The sequence below is a fragment of the Micromonospora sp. U21 genome, from assembly GCF_018070045.1.
Taxonomy (GTDB): domain Bacteria; phylum Actinomycetota; class Actinomycetes; order Mycobacteriales; family Micromonosporaceae; genus Micromonospora.
On record NZ_JAGPYK010000018.1, the window covers coordinates 25,390 to 41,223 of the forward strand.

Annotated in this window: 17 protein-coding genes and 1 pseudogene; 8 read left to right on the plus strand and 10 right to left on the minus strand. The window is 72.1% G+C overall.

Going from position 1 to position 15,834, the window contains the following annotated elements:
* Nucleotides 1–49 precede the first annotated feature (49 nt).
* From KBX63_RS22300 to KBX63_RS22310, 3 genes are all read right to left on the minus strand, one after another.
* Nucleotides 50–1,198, minus strand: a complete 1,149-nt coding sequence (locus KBX63_RS22300; RefSeq protein ID WP_210913657.1) for an Mrp/NBP35 family ATP-binding protein — start codon at nt 1,196–1,198, stop codon at nt 50–52.
* A gap of 87 nt (nt 1,199–1,285) precedes the next feature.
* On the minus strand, nt 1,286–1,936 hold the full coding sequence (locus tag KBX63_RS22305) for a DUF1003 domain-containing protein (RefSeq protein ID WP_210913659.1): 651 nt from the start codon (nt 1,934–1,936) through the stop codon (nt 1,286–1,288).
* Nucleotides 1,929–3,215 carry a magnesium transporter MgtE N-terminal domain-containing protein gene (locus KBX63_RS22310; protein ID WP_210913661.1) on the minus strand — a complete coding sequence of 429 codons (1,287 nt, stop codon included), beginning with the start codon at nt 3,213–3,215 and terminating at the stop codon, nt 1,929–1,931. The genes KBX63_RS22305 and KBX63_RS22310 overlap by 8 nt, the downstream gene beginning before the upstream one ends.
* Before the next feature lie 33 nt (nt 3,216–3,248).
* Here KBX63_RS22310 and KBX63_RS22315 point away from each other — a divergent pair, with 33 nt between their 5' ends.
* Together KBX63_RS22315 and KBX63_RS22320 are read left to right on the plus strand one after the other, a co-directional pair.
* On the plus strand, nt 3,249–4,118 hold the full coding sequence (locus tag KBX63_RS22315) for a PhzF family phenazine biosynthesis protein (protein ID WP_210913662.1): 870 nt from the start codon (nt 3,249–3,251) through the stop codon (nt 4,116–4,118).
* Between the two features lie 15 nt (nt 4,119–4,133).
* The gene (locus KBX63_RS22320; protein ID WP_210913663.1) at nt 4,134–4,664 is read left to right on the plus strand and encodes a hypothetical protein; all 531 of its coding nucleotides are present in this window, start codon (nt 4,134–4,136) and stop codon (nt 4,662–4,664) included.
* Nucleotides 4,665–4,681: 17 nt separating this feature from the next.
* On the opposite strand, the gene KBX63_RS22325 is transcribed toward KBX63_RS22320, so the two are convergent.
* Nucleotides 4,682–5,389, minus strand: coding sequence for an HAD family hydrolase (locus tag KBX63_RS22325; protein WP_210913664.1), 708 nt, complete (start codon nt 5,387–5,389; stop codon nt 4,682–4,684).
* Between the two features lie 105 nt (nt 5,390–5,494).
* On the opposite strand from KBX63_RS22325, the gene KBX63_RS22330 reads away from it, so the two are divergent.
* The 3 genes and pseudogenes from KBX63_RS22330 (at nt 5,495) to KBX63_RS35400 (ending at nt 7,362) form a co-directional block, all read left to right on the plus strand.
* Entirely contained in the window at nt 5,495–6,454 is a 960-nt protein-coding gene (locus KBX63_RS22330; protein WP_210913665.1) for a DMT family transporter, read from the plus strand.
* Nucleotides 6,455–6,541: 87 nt separating this feature from the next.
* Nucleotides 6,542–6,727: pseudogene (locus KBX63_RS36795) on the plus strand (sigma factor); the annotation flags it as partial.
* 47 nt (nt 6,728–6,774) lie between these two features.
* The gene (locus KBX63_RS35400; protein WP_247662868.1) at nt 6,775–7,362 is read left to right on the plus strand and encodes a hypothetical protein; all 588 of its coding nucleotides are present in this window, start codon (nt 6,775–6,777) and stop codon (nt 7,360–7,362) included.
* Here the strand turns inward: KBX63_RS35400 and KBX63_RS22345 are convergent.
* Together KBX63_RS22345 and KBX63_RS22350 are read right to left on the minus strand one after the other, a co-directional pair.
* On the minus strand, nt 7,359–7,634 hold the full coding sequence (locus KBX63_RS22345) for a hypothetical protein (RefSeq protein ID WP_307871795.1): 276 nt from the start codon (nt 7,632–7,634) through the stop codon (nt 7,359–7,361). The two genes, KBX63_RS35400 and KBX63_RS22345, sit on opposite strands and share 4 nt — an antisense overlap.
* A 10-nt stretch (nt 7,635–7,644) precedes the next feature.
* Complete coding sequence (locus tag KBX63_RS22350) at nt 7,645–8,469, minus strand: SDR family NAD(P)-dependent oxidoreductase (RefSeq protein ID WP_210913835.1); 825 nt, start codon at nt 8,467–8,469, stop codon at nt 7,645–7,647.
* A 129-nt stretch (nt 8,470–8,598) separates the two neighbouring features.
* Between KBX63_RS22350 and KBX63_RS22355 the strand changes: the two genes are divergently transcribed.
* Nucleotides 8,599–9,555 (plus strand): CoA ester lyase, encoded by a 957-nt coding sequence (locus tag KBX63_RS22355; protein WP_210913672.1) that lies wholly within the window; start codon nt 8,599–8,601, stop codon nt 9,553–9,555.
* Between the two features lie 74 nt (nt 9,556–9,629).
* On the opposite strand, the gene KBX63_RS22360 is transcribed toward KBX63_RS22355, so the two are convergent.
* The gene (locus tag KBX63_RS22360; protein WP_210913674.1) at nt 9,630–10,139 is read right to left on the minus strand and encodes a DUF4190 domain-containing protein; all 510 of its coding nucleotides are present in this window, start codon (nt 10,137–10,139) and stop codon (nt 9,630–9,632) included.
* 115 nt (nt 10,140–10,254) lie between these two features.
* On the opposite strand from KBX63_RS22360, the gene KBX63_RS22365 reads away from it, so the two are divergent.
* Nucleotides 10,255–11,160: an SDR family NAD(P)-dependent oxidoreductase gene (locus KBX63_RS22365; RefSeq protein WP_210913676.1), complete on the plus strand. Its 906-nt coding sequence runs from the start codon at nt 10,255–10,257 to the stop codon at nt 11,158–11,160.
* Nucleotides 11,161–11,197: 37 nt separating this feature from the next.
* Here KBX63_RS22365 and KBX63_RS22370 read toward each other — a convergent pair whose 3' ends face one another.
* Complete coding sequence (locus tag KBX63_RS22370) at nt 11,198–11,734, minus strand: DUF4190 domain-containing protein (RefSeq protein WP_210913678.1); 537 nt, start codon at nt 11,732–11,734, stop codon at nt 11,198–11,200.
* Between the two features lie 177 nt (nt 11,735–11,911).
* On the opposite strand from KBX63_RS22370, the gene KBX63_RS22375 reads away from it, so the two are divergent.
* The gene (locus tag KBX63_RS22375) at nt 11,912–13,108 is read left to right on the plus strand and encodes an acyl-CoA dehydrogenase family protein (RefSeq protein ID WP_210913681.1); all 1,197 of its coding nucleotides are present in this window, start codon (nt 11,912–11,914) and stop codon (nt 13,106–13,108) included.
* 159 nt (nt 13,109–13,267) lie between these two features.
* On the opposite strand, the gene KBX63_RS22380 is transcribed toward KBX63_RS22375, so the two are convergent.
* Both KBX63_RS22380 and KBX63_RS22385 read right to left on the minus strand, forming a co-directional pair.
* Nucleotides 13,268–13,675: a CoA-binding protein gene (locus tag KBX63_RS22380; RefSeq protein ID WP_210913682.1), complete on the minus strand. Its 408-nt coding sequence runs from the start codon at nt 13,673–13,675 to the stop codon at nt 13,268–13,270.
* 26 nt (nt 13,676–13,701) lie between these two features.
* A complete protein-coding gene (locus KBX63_RS22385; protein WP_374102255.1) occupies nt 13,702–15,774 on the minus strand; it encodes an intein-containing Rv2578c family radical SAM protein in 2,073 nt (690 codons plus the stop codon).
* Nucleotides 15,775–15,834: the final 60 nt, after the last annotated feature.

A 15,834-nucleotide genomic window follows, 5' to 3' on the forward strand; every position in this document is an offset into this window, starting at 1 on the left:
CCAACGCCCGGCCCGGGGCACCGGCTCAGCGCCCGGAGGGCCGACCGGCTCAGCGCCCGGCGGGCTTGAGGCCGAGGGGCTTGCCGAGCAGTGATTCGCGGCGCAGGGCGAGCCGGTCGGCGATCGTGCCGAGTGCCTGCGCGGCCGGGGACTCCGGCTCGGCCAGCACGATCGGGTTGCCGGCGTCGCCGGCCTCCCGGACCCGGGTGTCCAGCGGGATCTGACCGAGCAGCGGCACCTGCGCGCCGATGGTCCGGCTCAGCGACTCGGCGACCGCCGCGCCGCCGCCAGCACCGAAGATCTCCATCCGGGAGCCGTCCGGCAGCTCCAGCCAGGACATGTTCTCGATGACGCCGACCACCCGCTGGTGGGTCTGCAGGGCGATCGCGCCGGCCCGTTCCGCCACCTCGGCGGCGGCGGTCTGCGGGGTGGTGACGATGAGGATCTCCGAGTTGGGCAGCAACTGGGCCAGCGAGATGGCCACGTCACCCGTGCCCGGCGGCAGGTCGAGCAGGAGTACGTCCAGGTCGCCCCAGTAGACGTCGGCCAGGAACTGCTGCAAGGCCCGGTGCAGCATCGGGCCGCGCCACACGACCGCGGCGTTGCCGGACGTGAACATGCCGATGGAGATCACCTTCACGCCGTGCGACTGCGGCGGCATGATCATGTCTTCGACCCGGGTGGGCCGACCGTCCGCGCCCAGCATCCGGGGCACCGAGTGGCCGTAGATGTCCGCGTCGACCACGCCCACGGAGAGCCCGCGGGCGGCCAGCGCCGCCGCCAGGTTGACGGTCACGCTGGACTTGCCGACGCCACCCTTGCCGCTGGCCACCGCGTACACCCGCGTCCGCGAGCCGGGCTGGGCGAACGGGATGACCGGCTCCTCGCTGGCACCCCCGCCGCGCAGCTGCGACTGCAACGACTGCCGCTGCTCGGGGCTCATCACACCGAAGTCGATCTCCACGCCGGTCACCCCGGGCACCGCGGCGACTGCGGCGGTGATGTCCGTGCGCAGCTTGTCCTTGAGCGGGCAACCGGCGACGGTGAGCAGCAGCTCGACCCGTACGACGCCGCTGGCGCCGATCGTGGCGGAGCGGACCATGCCCAGCTCGGTGATCGGCCGGCGGATCTCCGGGTCGTTGACGGTGGCCAGGGCGGCCTGGATCGCGTCCTCGACGGTGCTGACGGGTGCTGACATGCCCGCAATGCTACGTCGCGGGGCATCCGCTCCGGCCGCTGGCCGGGAACGGTGTGAGCGAATCGATGAGCCGATCGGGCCCTCCGGTCAGCCGTCCTGCGGGCGGGGCCCGGTGCCGTCCGGCCGGGTGCCGGGGGCGAAGTCGGTGTCCAGGTCGTCACGGGGTTCGTCCAGCCCGGCACCGTCGGTCGGCCGCTGGCCACGCTTCTCCTGCCGGCTGTCCCTCTCCTGCTGGCGGCGCTCCAGCCGCTGCCGGCGCTGCCCCGCCTCGTCCAGCTCCTCGGCCAGCCGGGTCAGCTCCGAGCGGAGGAAGTCCCGGGTCGCCACCTCGCCCAGCGCGATGCGCAGCGCGGCGATCTCCCGGGCCAGGTACTCGGTGTCCGCCTTCTGCGCGGTGGCCCGCCGCCGGTCCTCCTCCAACGCCACCCGGTCCCGGTCGGCCTGCCGGTTCTGTGCCAGCAGGATCAGCGGCGCCGCGTAGCTGGCCTGCAACGACAGCACCAGGGTGAGGAACGTGAAGGTGTACGGGTCGAAGCGCAGATGGGCCGGCGCCAGCGTGTTCCAGCCGAACCAGATCGCGATCACCACCGTCATGACGACGATGAAGTTCGCGGTGCCCATGCCGCGGGCGATGCCCTCGGACCACCGGCCGAACGCCTCCGCGTCGAACCGGGGCAGCTTGATACCCCGGGGCTCGCGTGGCTGGTCGAGCCGTTCGGCCCGCCGCTGGTCAGCCATCCGCGCCATCCGCCGCCTGCTCTGCGGCGGTCAGGGCACCCAGGGCGTCCCGGTCCCGCCAGTCCCGGGGCAGCGAATGGTCCAGCACGTCGTCCACCGTCACGGCGCCGACCAGCCGGTTGTTCCGGTCGATCACCGGCATGGCGACCAGGTCGTAGGTGGCCATCCGACGGGTGATCTCCGGCAGCGGGGTGGTGGGGCGCAGCGGGTCGATGTCGTTGACCACCACCTTGCCCAGCAGGTCGGCCGGGGGTTCGCGCAGCAACGCCTGGAAGTGCACCATGCCCAGGTACCGGCCGGTCGGGGTGTTCTGCGGGGCCCGGGTCACGAAGACCTGCGCGGCGACGGCGGGGGAGAGCTGTGGCTCCCGGATCCGGGCGAGCGCCTCGGCGACGGTGGCGTCCGGCGGCAGGATGACCGGCTCCGAGGTCATCACGCTGCCCGCCGTGCCGGGGGTGTACTTGAGGAGCTGGCGCACCGGGTCGGCCTCGTCCGGCTCCATCAGGTCCAGCAGCACGTCCTGCTCGGGCGGGGGCAACTCGTTGAGCAGGTCCGCCGCGTCGTCCGGGTCCATCTCCTCCAGCACGTCCGCGGCCCGTTCCCGGTCCAGCGCGGCGAGGATCTCCACCTGGTCGCGCTCCGGCAACTCGCTGAGCACGTCGGCAAGCCGCTCGTCGTCCAGTGCCGCCGCGACCTCGTTGCGCCGCGCGTCGGGTAGGTCCTGCAATGCGTTGGCCAGGTCGGCCGGGCGCATGTCCTCCAGCACGGCGAGCAGATTCGCCGTACCTCGGTTGTCGGCGATGCCGCTGAGCCCGCGCACCCGGTCCCACTCCACCTGGTGCAGGTGACCGCGTCGGCTGAGTCGGCCGGTCTGCTCGCGGACCGCGACCCGGGTGAGCGACCACTCGCCGCCCCGGGTGCACTCCATCGCGACGTCCACGACCGCGCCGGGTTGGCCGCCCGGCTCGAGCTGCACCCGCCGGTCCAGCAGCTCCTGGAGCACCAGCAGTTCGTTCGGGCGCTTCTCGAAGCGCCGCAGGTTGAGGGTGCCGGAGCCGAGCACGACCGCGTCGGCGTCGATGGAGGTGATCCGGTTGATGGACAGGAAGATCCGCCGGCGCATCGGCATCTCGGCGACCAGGCCCACGACCTCCGGGGGACGCTTGGTCGCCCGGAGCCGGGCCACCGCGTCACGAACCCGGCCCACCTGGTCGCCGTTCGGATCGAAGACGGCGACTCCGGCGAGGCGGGCGATGTAGACCCGGGTCGGCGTGCTCACGGGCACCAGCCTAAGCGCCTAGTGTTTATCAACATGTCGACCTTGGCCTACGAGATCGTGGACGTCTTCACCGATCGCCCTTTCGCCGGCAACCCGCTGGCCGTGGTGTTCGGCGCGGAGGCGCTGGGCACGGAGCAGATGCAGGCGCTCGCGCTGGAGTTCAACCTCTCCGAGACGGTGTTCGTGCTGCCCCCGACCCAGGTCGGCGCCACATACCGGGCCCGGATCTTCACCCCGGTGGAGGAGTTGCCGTTCGCCGGGCACCCCAGCGTCGGCGCGGCGGTCACCGCGAGCCGGCGCGGGATGTTCGGTGTGGGGCAGGTCCTGCAGGAGTGCGGCGCCGGTGTGCTGCCGATCGAGGTGACCGCGTCCGGGGCTACCCTCACCGGTGGGAGCCCGACGCTCGGCCCCGAGCTGGACCCGGAGCCGTTGCTGGAGATCGCCGGGCTGGTCCCGGACGACCACGTCGGGCCGGCCCCACGGGTCGCCGGCTGCGGGCTGGAGTTCCCGTACCTGCCGGTGCGGCCGGAGTCGGTGGCCCGGGCCCGGGTGAACCCGGCGGCGGCGGAGCGGTACGGGGTCGCGCACGTCAGCGTCTTCTCCTGGGACCCGGCCGCGCAAACCGCGCACGCCCGGGTCTTCGTGCCCGGCCTCGGCGTGCCGGAGGACCCGGCGACCGGCTCGGCGGCGCTCGGTCTCGGTGTCTGGCTGGTGGCCAGCGGCCTGCTGCCCGGGGAAGGGCTGTCCCGATACGCCGTCCGTCAGGGTGTGGAGATGAAGCGTCCGTCCGCGCTGGCCTGCACGGTTACCGCGGAGAACGGCGTGGTGGTCGGTGCGACGGTCGCCGGCCAGGTTATGCCGGTGGCCCGGGGCGAGATCGCCGTGCCACCCTTCGTGGGCTGACCGGCGGAGGCGCCGATGCGGGACAATGCGGGTGTGACGGACGAGGATGCCCCCCGTGGCACGCCACTGGTCGACGAGGCGATGAAGAAGGCCGCGGTGGCCTGGGTGAGCGTGGCCGGTGGGCCGGCGCTCGCACTCTGGTGCGCCCCACTGGAGGGCGCGCTGTTCGTGGTCAGCGGGCCGGGTGAGCAGGCCGCGCCGGGGCTGGCCGACGCGGCCGAGGCGCAGGTCACCCTGCGCGGTGACCACGGCGGCCGGATCGTCACCTGGCCGGCCCGGGTGACCCGGCTGCGGCCGGGCACCGAGGCATGGGACACCACCGCGCCGCTGGTGGCGGGTAAGCGGCTGAACGCGCCCGGCCCGACCGCCGACCTGGTGGCCCGGTGGGCCGCTGACGGCTGCGCGCTGAACCGGCTCGCCCCGGCCGGTGAGCCGTTGGCCGGCGCCGACCTGCCGGCCGACGAGCAGGCCGAACCACCCCGGCCCACCCCTGCGGTCCGGGCCACCCGCAAGCCGTTCCGCCTGCACCGGGTCCGCCGCCGCTGACCCGCCGCTCCGTCCGGTCAGCCGACGCCCACGCCGATGACTTCGGCGTCGACGAGGTCGAGCACGTCGCACAGCGAGCCGAGTGTCGGGCCGCGCCAGTCCCGGTCGGCGTTGAAGACCATGTGCTCGGCCAGGTCGGGCGCGGCGAGCCGGACCGCGGTCATCCCGGCGCGCTCCGCGCCGGTCAACTCCTGGCTGCCGCCGTCGCCGACGTACAGGCAGTCGCGCGGCGCGAGCTCGAGCCGCCGGCAGGCGGTCAGGTAGAGCGCAGGATCCGGCTTGCACCGTCCGACCTGCACCGAGAAGACCCGCACGTCGAGTAGCGGGGCGACCGCGAGCTGTGGCAGGAAGGCCGGCAGCTCGTGCGTACAGTCGCTGATCACCCCGGTGCGCAGGCCGCGCTGGCGCAGCGCCGCCAGCACGGGCACCGCGTCGGCCCGTAGCCGGGTGTCCGCGCGGACCGCGCGGTGCCGGGATGCCACGGCCGCGCGTACCGCATGGTCGTTGGGGTGTACGCCGGCCTGGGCGCAGACCCACCGCAGCGTCGCCTCGGCGTTGCCGAGCCGGCCGGTGGCCCGCTCGTAGTAGGTGCGGTTCAGCACCTCGGTCAACGTGTCGGTGTGGCATCCGAGCAGCGCGGCGGTGCCGAGGTGCGCAGCGCCGCGCTGGACCGGACGGGTCAGGGTGCCGAAGAAATCGAACAGCACCGCCTGGTAGCTGGGCATGGGGGAGCGCCTCCGGGCGGTCGAGGGTCGCCGGCGCGGACCCGCGTGATCGTAACGGAGTGCTGACGTTCTGTGTCGTCCGCGAGCGTGTGAGGATTGCTTCCCGTGCCCCCTTCCACACACCGCCCGCCCCTGGATCCGCTGACCACCGGCGCGGTCGGCCTGGCCGTGGTCGCCGTGTCGTCGTCCGCGCCACTGATCGCCTACGCCGCCGCGCCCGCGCTGGCCATCGCGTTCTGGCGCAACCTGCTCGCGGTGGCCGTGCTGAGCCCGTTCTCGCTGGTTCGGCGCCGCGCCGAGTTCCGTGCGCTGGCCGGACGGGCGGGCCGGCGGGAGGGGCTGTACTGCGTGCTCTCCGGGGTCGCGCTGGCAGCGCACTTCGCCACCTGGATGCCGAGCGCGCAGCTCACCTCGGTCGCCACGGCCACCGCTCTGGTCGCCACCCAGCCGGTCTGGCAGGGGCTGATCGCCCGTGCCCAGGGCCGCGGGCTGCCCCGGGTGGTCTGGATCGGCATCGCGGTGGCGGTCGGCGGCGCGGTGATCGCCACCGGCGCGGACGTGGGCATCTCCGGCCGGGCCGTCCTCGGTGACCTGCTGGCGCTGACCGGTGGCCTGTTCGCCGCCGTCTACACCGCCTTCGGTGAGCGGGCCCGCGCCAGCATCAGCACCACCACGTACACCACCATCTGCTACGGGATCTGCGCGCTGATCCTGCTGGTGGTCTGCCTGCTCGGTGGAGTCCGGATGACCGGCTTCGACGGCCGTACCTGGCTGGCCATCCTGGCCCTGGTGGCCGGCGCGCAACTGCTCGGCCATTCGATGTTCAACTACGCCCTGCACCGGATCCCGGCGACCACGGTCAGCGTGCTGATCCTGCTGGAGGTGCCCGGCGCGGCCCTGCTCGCTTGGGTCTGGCTGGGGCAGCTGCCCCGCCCGTACGCGCTGGCGGGAATGGCGCTGCTGCTGGTCGGGGTGGCGGTGGTGGTGCTCGGCGGCGCCCGGGCCGGCCGCCGTGTCACGCCGCCCACCCCGCTCCCCGCCGACGCCGCCCCGTTGACAGACTGACCGCCGTCGCGGCCGGCGTGTCCAGGACGACCTGAGGAACGTGGGTGGCGGTTCCCTCCGGGGCGGGCCCGCCCGGCGTCTGCCCGGATGAGGAGGGCGATCCGTTTGACGACTGAGGACCGCACCCGGGACGGCTTCGCCGATTTCGTACGGGCCGAGACCGCCGGGCTGACCCGGTTCGCGTACCTGCTGACCGGCGACCGGCACCACGCCGAGGACCTGGTCCAGGTGGCGCTGGCCCGGGTCGCGGTGCGCTGGGAACGGCTCGACGACCCGGCCGCCTACCTGCGTCGGGTGCTCTACACGCAGGCGGCGAGCTGGTGGCGGTGGCGCCGGGCCCGCCCGCCGGAGCGGCTGGGCGGAGCGCCGCCCGAGCGGGCCGGTCCCGGCGACGACACGGACCTGCGGCTGGTGCTCCGGGCGGCCCTGGCGCGGCTGACGACGGCGCACCGCAGGCCGGCGCGGCGTTCCCACCGCTGCGCTCCCGTACGTTCGTCCAGCTGCTCGGTTGGCGCTCGGCGGACGAGGCGGTGGCCCTGGTCGGTGTGCCCGGCCCCGAGGCGGTGGACCGGCCGGAGGACCACGACATCGCCTGGGGGCCGTATCACGAGCCGGGCACGGACCGGGTGGAACTCGTGGTGCTGCGCCGGGGCGCACCGGCGCCGGAGGTGCTCTTCCGCACCCCGGAGGGCATCACCGAGCTGACGGTCGCCGCCGACCTGGCGATTGACGGCGCGGTACGCGAAAGTGGCCGACCCGACTACGGACCGCTGCCGTTCTGGCTGCTCGCCGTGGGGTTCGTCCTGGCGCTCGTGGTCGGCCTGCCCGTGCTGTCGCTGCTGGGGCGCTGGCGCGGTCGACGGCCCCACCGACGCGCCGCGCGCCGCCGGTCCGGCCAGTTGCCCTAAGCCTCGTACACCTCGATCACGCGGGTGGTCGGCGCGGATTCGCCGAGGGCGGCCCGCAGCGCGGACCGCTCCGGGTCGGCGAGGAACGCCTCGTACCCGGCTCGGGCGTCGAACCGGATCACGTGCACCTCGGCCCGCTCGTCGATGCCGCGCAGCCGCCGTTCCAGTCGGCCGCCGTGCCGGCCGAGCATTGCCAGCACGGTGTCCTCGTAGCGCTGTCCGGCGGCCTCGGCCCCGGCGGTGAACTCGACGAGCGCGACAAGCGTCAACACGGTGGCCACGCTAGTCCGCGATGCCGACGGCCTTGGCGCTGGCCGCCCAGAGCCGGGCGGCCAGCTGGGGGTCGGCGGCCTTGCGGTACGGCCGACGCAGCCGCCGGTTGTGGTAGTAGCCGCCGTCGACCAGCCGGGACCGGTCCTGGTTGGCCAGCCAGACCAGGGTCTCGGCACCCTTCTCGGGGCTGCGGAACGGCAGGATCCGCATGCCGACGGCGACCAGCCGGCTGTCGTTGGCGAACCGGGTGCGCACCACTCCCGGGTGGAAGCTGTGTGCCGGGATGCCCGGCCAGCGCCGGGCCGCCTCCGCGGTGAACAGGATGTTCGCCTGCTTGCTGGTGCCGTACGCGACCATCGGCCGGTAGCGGCGCAGTGGCTTGTTCAGGTCGTTCGGGTCCAGCACGCCGCTCCGGTGCGCGCCGGAGGCGGTGACCACGATCCGGCCGATCCGGTCGGCGAGCAGGTTGGTCAGCAGGAACGGGGCCAGGTGGTTGGCCTGGATCGACAGCTCGAAGCCGTCGACGGTGGTGAGCGGCTGGAGTGCGATGGCACCGGCGTTGTTGACCAGCACGTCGATCCGGTCGTACGCGTCGCGCAGCCGCTCGGCGAGCCGGCGCACGTCGTCGAGCACCGCGAAGTCGGCCCGGAACAGCTCCGGGCGCTCACCCGACGTCTCCCGTACCCGTTCCGCAGCGGCCTGCAACCGGGCCGGGTCCCGCCCGACCAGCACCACCTGGTCGCCACGGCACGCCAGGTCCACGGCGGCGGCCAGCCCGATGCCGGAGCTGGCCCCGGTCACCACCACCAGTCGACGCCCAGTGAGATCTTCCACAGGTCCATTCACCCCGGTCATGGCGCGAGGTTACCGTGACGTCACCACGCCCTTTGGGATCGTTAAGTTTCTCGGATCTGTCATCAGGTGGCGTCGGCGTGCCCGCCGGACGCTGGAAGGAGCGCATCCATGGCCGCAGTCGGTCGTCCCCGCCGGTCCTGCCTCGCCGTACCGGGTTCCAGCGTCAAGATGCTCGGCAAGGCGCAGGGGCTCCCGGCCGACCAGGTCTTCCTCGACCTGGAGGACGCGGTGGCCCCGCTGGCCAAGCCGGATGCGCGGAAGAACATCGTGGCCGCGCTCAACGAGGGTGACTGGGCCGGCAAGACGCGCGTGGTCCGCGTCAACGACCTGACCACCCCGTGGACCTACCGGGACGTCATCGAGGTGGTCGAGGGCGCCGGCGCGAACCTCGACTGCATCATGCTGCCGAAGGTGCAGGAGGCCGCCCAGGTGCAGTGGCTGGACCTGACGCTCACCCAGATCGAGAAGACGCTCGGCCTGGAGATCGGCCGGATCGGCATCGAGGCGCAGATCGAGAACGCCGCCGGCCTGGTCAACGTGGACGCGATCGCCGCCGCCTCGCCCCGGGTGGAGACCATCATCTTCGGCCCGGCCGACTTCATGGCCTCGATCAACATGAAGTCGCTGGTGGTCGGCGCGCTGATCCCGGACTACCCCGGCGACCCGTACCACTACATCCTGATGCGGATCCTGATGGCCGCCCGGATGCACGACAAGCAGGCCATCGACGGCCCGTTCCTGCAGATCCGGGACGTGGACGCTTTCCGCGAGGTCGCCAGGCGTTCGGCGGCGCTGGGCTTCGACGGCAAGTGGGTGCTGCACCCGGGCCAGATCGACGCCGCCAACGAGGTCTACCAGCCGGCGCAGGCCGACTACGACCACGCCGAGTTGATCCTCGACGCGTACCAGCACTACACCTCGGAGGCCGGCGGCAGGCTCGGCGCCGTGATGCTCGGCGACGAGATGATCGACGAGGCGTCCCGCAAGATGGCGCTGGTGGTCGCTGCCAAGGGCCGGGCCGCCGGGATGAGCCGTACCTCGTCGTTCACCCCGCCTTCGGAGTGAACGCGCCGGGCCGGGACGACAGCCGCCCTGTCGTCCCGGCCCGACAACCGGCGCTGTGCCAACCTGTTCGCCGATCAGTAGCTGCTGCTGCTGTTGCTGCCGGCGCTCGTCGTGATGGCTAGGACGATCATCACGACGTAGAAGGCGATCAGCAGCACCAGCAGCCCGGTGAGGATCCAGCCGATGATGATCGCGGCCTTCGCCATCCCCTCGCCGCCCTCGCCGCTGAGCCGGATCTGCTTCTGGGCCACGTGACCCAGGATCGCCCCGACCGGTGCGGTGATGCAGGACGTGAGGCCGAGCAGGGCCAGCACCAGCGCCGCGATCGCCATCCCGTTGGTCTTCTGCGGCACCGGGTAGCCGTAGCCGGCGTACTGCGGCGGATAGCCGGGCGGGGCGTAGCCGGGCATGGGCTGGCCCGGGGGGAACTGCCCACCGGCGTACGGGTCGACCGGCGCGTACGGGTCCGTCGCGCCGGGCTGGGTGAAAACCGGCTGACCGGCCACAAGGGTCGGCTCCACCGGAGGGCTCGACTGCTGGCCCGTGGGATCGGTCCAGCCGCCGGGCGGGTGGGGATAGGTCATGCGATTCTCCGTCAGGTCGGGGGCGCCGTCAGGGTAGCCAGCGGCGACCAAACCCGATGCCCCTGCTCCCGGGTGCCGCGTTGCTCGGGCCCGTCCGACGGGGCAGGATCCTGGCATGGCAATGGATGCGCGCGCCGCCGATCGTTCCGGCAGTCGACCGAGACGGGACGTCAGCCGCCCGGGCGCCGGGCGGCGCGGCCGTGCGGCCACACCGGCCGGTGCCCCCGGCGCGGACGAGCCGGTCGCGCTCGCCGACCCGGTGACCATGCGGCTCGACGGACGGGTCGCCCTGGTTACCGGTGCGGGCAGCCCGGACGGCATCGGGTACGCCACCGCCCGCCGGCTCTCCGACCTGGGCGCCCGGGTGGCCATCGTCTCGACGACCCGGCGCATCCACGAGCGGGCAGGCGAGCTGGGAGTGACCGGTTTCGTGGCGGACCTGACCGACGAGTCCGAGGTCGGCGCGCTGGCCGATGCGGTCGCCGAGCAGTTGGGCGACGTCGAGGTGCTGGTCAACAACGCCGGCCTGGCCAGCCGGGCCAGCCCGGAGGTGCTGCGACCGGTCGCGCAGCTGACCTACGACGAGTGGCGCGCCGAGATCGACCGCAACCTGACCACCGCGTTCCTGTGCAGCCGGGCGTTCATCAGCGGGATGGCCGAGCGGGGCTGGGGGCGGATCGTCAACCTCGCGGCCACCGCCGGTCCGGTCAACGCCCTGCCCACCGAGGCCGCGTACGCCGCAGCGAAGGCCGGGGTGGTCGGGCTGACCCGGGCGCTGGCCATGGAGATGATCGCCGACGGGGTGACCGTGAACGCGGTGGCCCCGGGCACCATCTACACCGCGGCGTCCACGATGGCGGAGATCAAGCAGGGGCTGGGCACGCCGGTCGGTCGACCGGGCACTCCGGACGAGGTCGCCGCCGCGATCAGCTTCCTCTGCTCGCCGGCCGCCTCGTACATCACCGGTCAGATGCTGGTGGTGGACGGCGGCAACAGCGTCCGCGAGGCCCGGTTCCGCTGACCGGGCGCGTCCACATCGGGCGGGCGCCGGTCGCCGGTCAGTAGCCGCCGCTGTCGCCGGTGTTGCCGATGAGGACCAGGGCCAGCCAACCACAGCAGGCCAGCAGGGTGAGCCCGGTGAAGACGTAGCCGAGGATCAGACCCCAGGTGGCGAGCTGGTCGCCCTCCTCACGGCTGGTGCGGATCTGCCGCTTGGCCACGTGGCCGAGGACCACGCCGGCCGGGGGGAACACGAAGGCGAACACCAGCGACAGGATCGCCAGCACGTTGGTGCCCCGACCCGGCCCGGACGTCGGTGGGCCGTACTGCCCGTAGGGGCCCTGCGGGGGGTACGGCGGCTGCTGCCCCCAGTGCGCCGGCTGGTGCGGGCCCTGCTGCTCGTACGGCGACGGGTCGTCCGCCGGCGGCCCGTACGGTGAGCGCTCCGGCGGCCCGAAGGTCGACTGGTCCGGCGGCGGCGCGTACGGCGACTGGCCCGCCGGCGGCGGCGCGTAGGGCGACTGGTCCCGGGGTGGCTCGTAGGGTGACGGCGGCTGCTCGTCCCCGGGCGGTCCCGACGGCGGCGGGTAGCTCACGGCTGTCCTCCTCCTGCCGGTGCCGGAAAAGTCCCTCTTGCCGGACGCTACCCGCAGCGGTGAACCTTTTCACAGCGGTTGTGTGGACTGGTCACCTTGGCCTCGCCGGCTCCGGAGGCCGATACTGACCCAGCGTTCAGTTACCCACGAGTAGTGCGCTGATCCCCGGAGGCTGAGATGGCTCGACTCGCCCAGACGCCCGGCCTGACCGATGTGCAGCGGTCGATCCTGGAGACCGTCCGGGAGTTCGCCGACAAGGAGATCATCCCGCATGCTCAGCGGCTGGAGCACGCTGACGAATACCCCACCGACATCCTCGACGGGATGCGCGAGATGGGGCTGTTCGGCCTCACCATCGACGAGGAGTACGGCGGCCTCGGCGAGTCGCTGCTCACCTACGCGCTGGTGGTGGAGCAGCTGTCCCGAGGCTGGATGTCGATCTCCGGCATCGTCAACACCCATTTCATCGTGGCGTACCTGATCTCCCAGCACGGCTCGGCCGAGCAGAAGGCCCGGCTGCTGCCGAAGATGGCCACCGGTGAGGTGCGCGGCGCCTTCTCCATGTCCGAGCCGGAGACCGGCTCCGACGTCTCGGCCATCAAGTCCCGGGCCGTCCGCGACGGCGACCGCTACGTGCTCAACGGACAGAAGATGTGGCTGACCAACGGGGCTTACTCCTCGGTGGTGGCCACCCTGGTCAAGACCGACACCGGCGCCGAGTCGGTGTACGGCAACATGAGCACCTTCCTGCTGGAGAAGGAGCCGGGCTTCGGGGAGACCGCACCCGGGCTGAGCATCCCCGGCAAGATCGAAAAGATGGGCTACAAGGGCGTCGAGACCACCGAGATGGTGCTCGACGGGGTGACCGTGCCCGACTCGGCGATCCTCGGCGGCGCCGACAAGGTGGGCCGCGGCTTTTACCAGATGATGGACGGCATCGAGGTGGGCCGGGTCAACGTCGCCGCCCGCGCCTGCGGCATCTCCATCCGCGCCTTCGAGCTGGCCGTCAGCTACGCCCAGCAGCGCAGGACCTTCGGTCAGCCGCTCGCCAGGCACCAGGCCATCGCCTTCAAGCTCGCCGAGATGGGCACGAAGATCGAGGCCGCACACGCCCTCATGGTCAACGCCGCCCGGCTCAAGGACGCCGGCCAGCGCAACGACGTCGAGGCCGGGATGGCCAAGCTGCTCGCCTCGGAATACTGCGCCGAGGTCGTCCAGGAGGCGTTCCGCATCCACGGCGGCTACGGCTACTCCAAGGAGTACGAAATCGAGCGGCTGATGCGGGAGGCCCCGTTCCTGCTCATCGGCGAGGGCACCTCCGAGATCCAGAAGACCATCATCTCCCGCGGCCTGCTCAAGGAGTACAAGCTCTGAGCCGTAAGGAAGGGCCCCTTGTTAGGGCCTGTGTCAAAGCCCCTGGCCGGCCTGCCGCCGTCTGGACTCCGCCTCGGCTCGACCGAGGACTTTGACACAGGCCCCAACGCCTGGTGCATAGGAAGGGGCCCTTCTTGACGGGTGGCGGGTGGGGGCGAGTCAGGGGAGGCGGGTCAGGCCGGCGGCGGCGCGTTCGACGAGGAGGCAGCGATCCTCGACGTAGTCCATCCCGGCGGCCTCGGCGATCCGCCGCGCCTCGGCCGAGACGATGCCCAGCTGCAACCAGACCGCCGGGGCGCCGATCGCCGCGGCGTCCCGGACCACCTGCACGGCGTCGGCCGCCGGCCGGAACACGTCCACCAGGTCGACCGGGTGGGGGATGTCGGCCAGCGTCGGGTACGCCCGCTCCCCGAAGAGTTCGTCGACGGTCGGGTTGACCGGGATGATCCGCCAGCCGTACTGCTGCATCTGCAACGGCACGCCGTGCGCGGCCTTGCTGGGGTCGCGCGACGCGCCCACGACGGCGATCACGGCGGAGTCGGCGAGGATCTGCTGAGCGGTACGCACCCGCCGACTGTAGCGCCGCCCGCCGGTTAGAGCAGGGTCAGCTGCTCGGCAGCCGGTGGTGGCGTCGGCTCGGGCGGGCGGCGGCTGTCGCCCTGCTCACCACGGTGCAGCCCGTGCCGGCGGGCCGCGATCCGGACCCGTGCGGTCAGCTCCCGCTGGTACGCCTGCGGAGCGTAGGCGCCGGCCCGGTAGAGCTCGCGGTAGCGGGGCACGAGGTGCGGGTGCTCGCGGGCGAGCCAGTGCGCGTACCACTCTCGGGCGCCGGGACGCAGGTGCAGGGGCAGGGCGGTCACGCTCGTCGCACCGGCGGCGGCGATCGCCGAGACGGTGGCATCGATCGACTCGTCGCTGTCGCTGAGGCCGGGCAGGATCGGTGCCATCAGCACGCCGACGGAGAATCCGGCGTCGGCGAGTGCCCGGACGGCGTCCAGCCGGCGGCGTGGGTGCGGTGTGCCCGGCTCGACGGTGCGCCAGAGGTGCTCGTCGACGAACCCCACCGAGAAGGAGATGCCCACCGTGGTCACCTCGGCGGCCTCGCGCAGCAGCGGCAGGTCGCGCAGGATCAGCGTGCCCTTGGTGAGGATCGAGAACGGGTTGGCGAAGTCTCGCAGGGCACCGATGATCTGCGGCATCAGCCGGTAACGACCCTCGGCGCGCTGGTAGCAGTCCACGTTGGTGCCCATCGCCACGTGCGCGCCCCGCCAGCGCGGCGCGGCCAACTCCCGCCGGACCAGCTCACCGGCGTTGACCTTGACGATCACCTTCCGGTCGAAGTCCGCACCGGCGTCAAGATCGAGGTAAGTGTGAGTATTTCGGGCAAAGCAGTTGTGGCTGACCACTCCGTTGGCGATGAAGTCCCCGGTGCCAGTCGTGATGTCCCAGAGCGGCAGCTCCAGCCCGAGTGCCTCGATGCCGACAACCTTGAGGGCGCCCTGATGCTTCAGTGCGCCACCCTCGATCGACCGCTTCCGAGTGATGGCAGGGTCGGTCAGGTGAAAGAACCGGAGCCGGGCGGCGAGGCCCCCGGTCAGCCTGATCTCCCGCACACGGTTGGGTAGGCCGCGGTCTTCTCGCACGCAGGCGAAACCGAAATGGCGCAGTGCTGCCGTCGTCTGGTCGAGGATGGCGTCGTCGCTGTTGCTGATGTGCAGGACGCCTCTGCTGCAACTGCCCTCTGCGTCGAAGATGCCGGCCAGGAAGCCAAGCCGCCAGTCGTCGCTGGGCTCGACCGGCCAGCGGATAAGGTCACCGATCGTCTCGATGTCCCGCTGCTTCGAGGTGCGGATGGCGGTCATCGCACGTCGCGTGGTGCTGACCTGCGCGAAGGTGAAACGCTGCGTCTTGATCCCTTCGAGGGCGAGGTACCGCTCACTGCGGCTCAATGCCTCGTCATCGGCCAACGCCAGCCGGAACCGGTGCACCGTCCCGTACGAGTACGAGAACGTGCCCAGGTGCGCATCTCCGCGGACCATGCCGCACAGGTAGCCCCGGCGGTAGTCGAGTGACTCCTTGGGCCCGACGGCGAAACGACCGGTGCCGATCAGACGGTTGTTGATGGTCAGGTAGGGGCGTCGGGCCCTGCCATGCATGGCCCCGGTGACGTACTTCCAGCCACGTTCAGAGAGGAACCGGTGGTCCCCGCTGGCGATGAGCATCGTGCCGTCCTCCAGGGTGACCCGGTAGGCCGGCTTCACCGTGGACCACTTGTCGAGGACGGTGGTGATCACGTATCGGCGGTAGGCGCCCCGTCGCTCGGTCCCGTAGATGCGGTCACCAGGCTCCAGTTCGCTGATCGGCTTCGTGCGACCGTCCGCCATCAGGATCGGGGTGTCCGCGCCCAGGCAGTAAACACAGGCATGAGAGCAGCCCCGGTACGGGTTGATCGTCCACTCGAACGGGACGCGGGACTGCCCGGGCACCCGGTTGAGGATGGACTTGGCCTGCACCTCGTAGAAGGTCATCCCGGCGAACTCGGGGGTGTCGAAGGTGCGGGCTACGGCGCCGGGCAGCGCCAGCGGCAGGGGTGGCGTCGCTGGCGCTGCCCGCTCGGGGTCTCCCTCGACCGGGGGAGCGGTGAGGTTGTCCCAGCGCATGGCCATTATTCGAACACGTGTACGAGGCAAGCGCAAGTGACCCGCCGTACACCGGTGGGCTTCCGG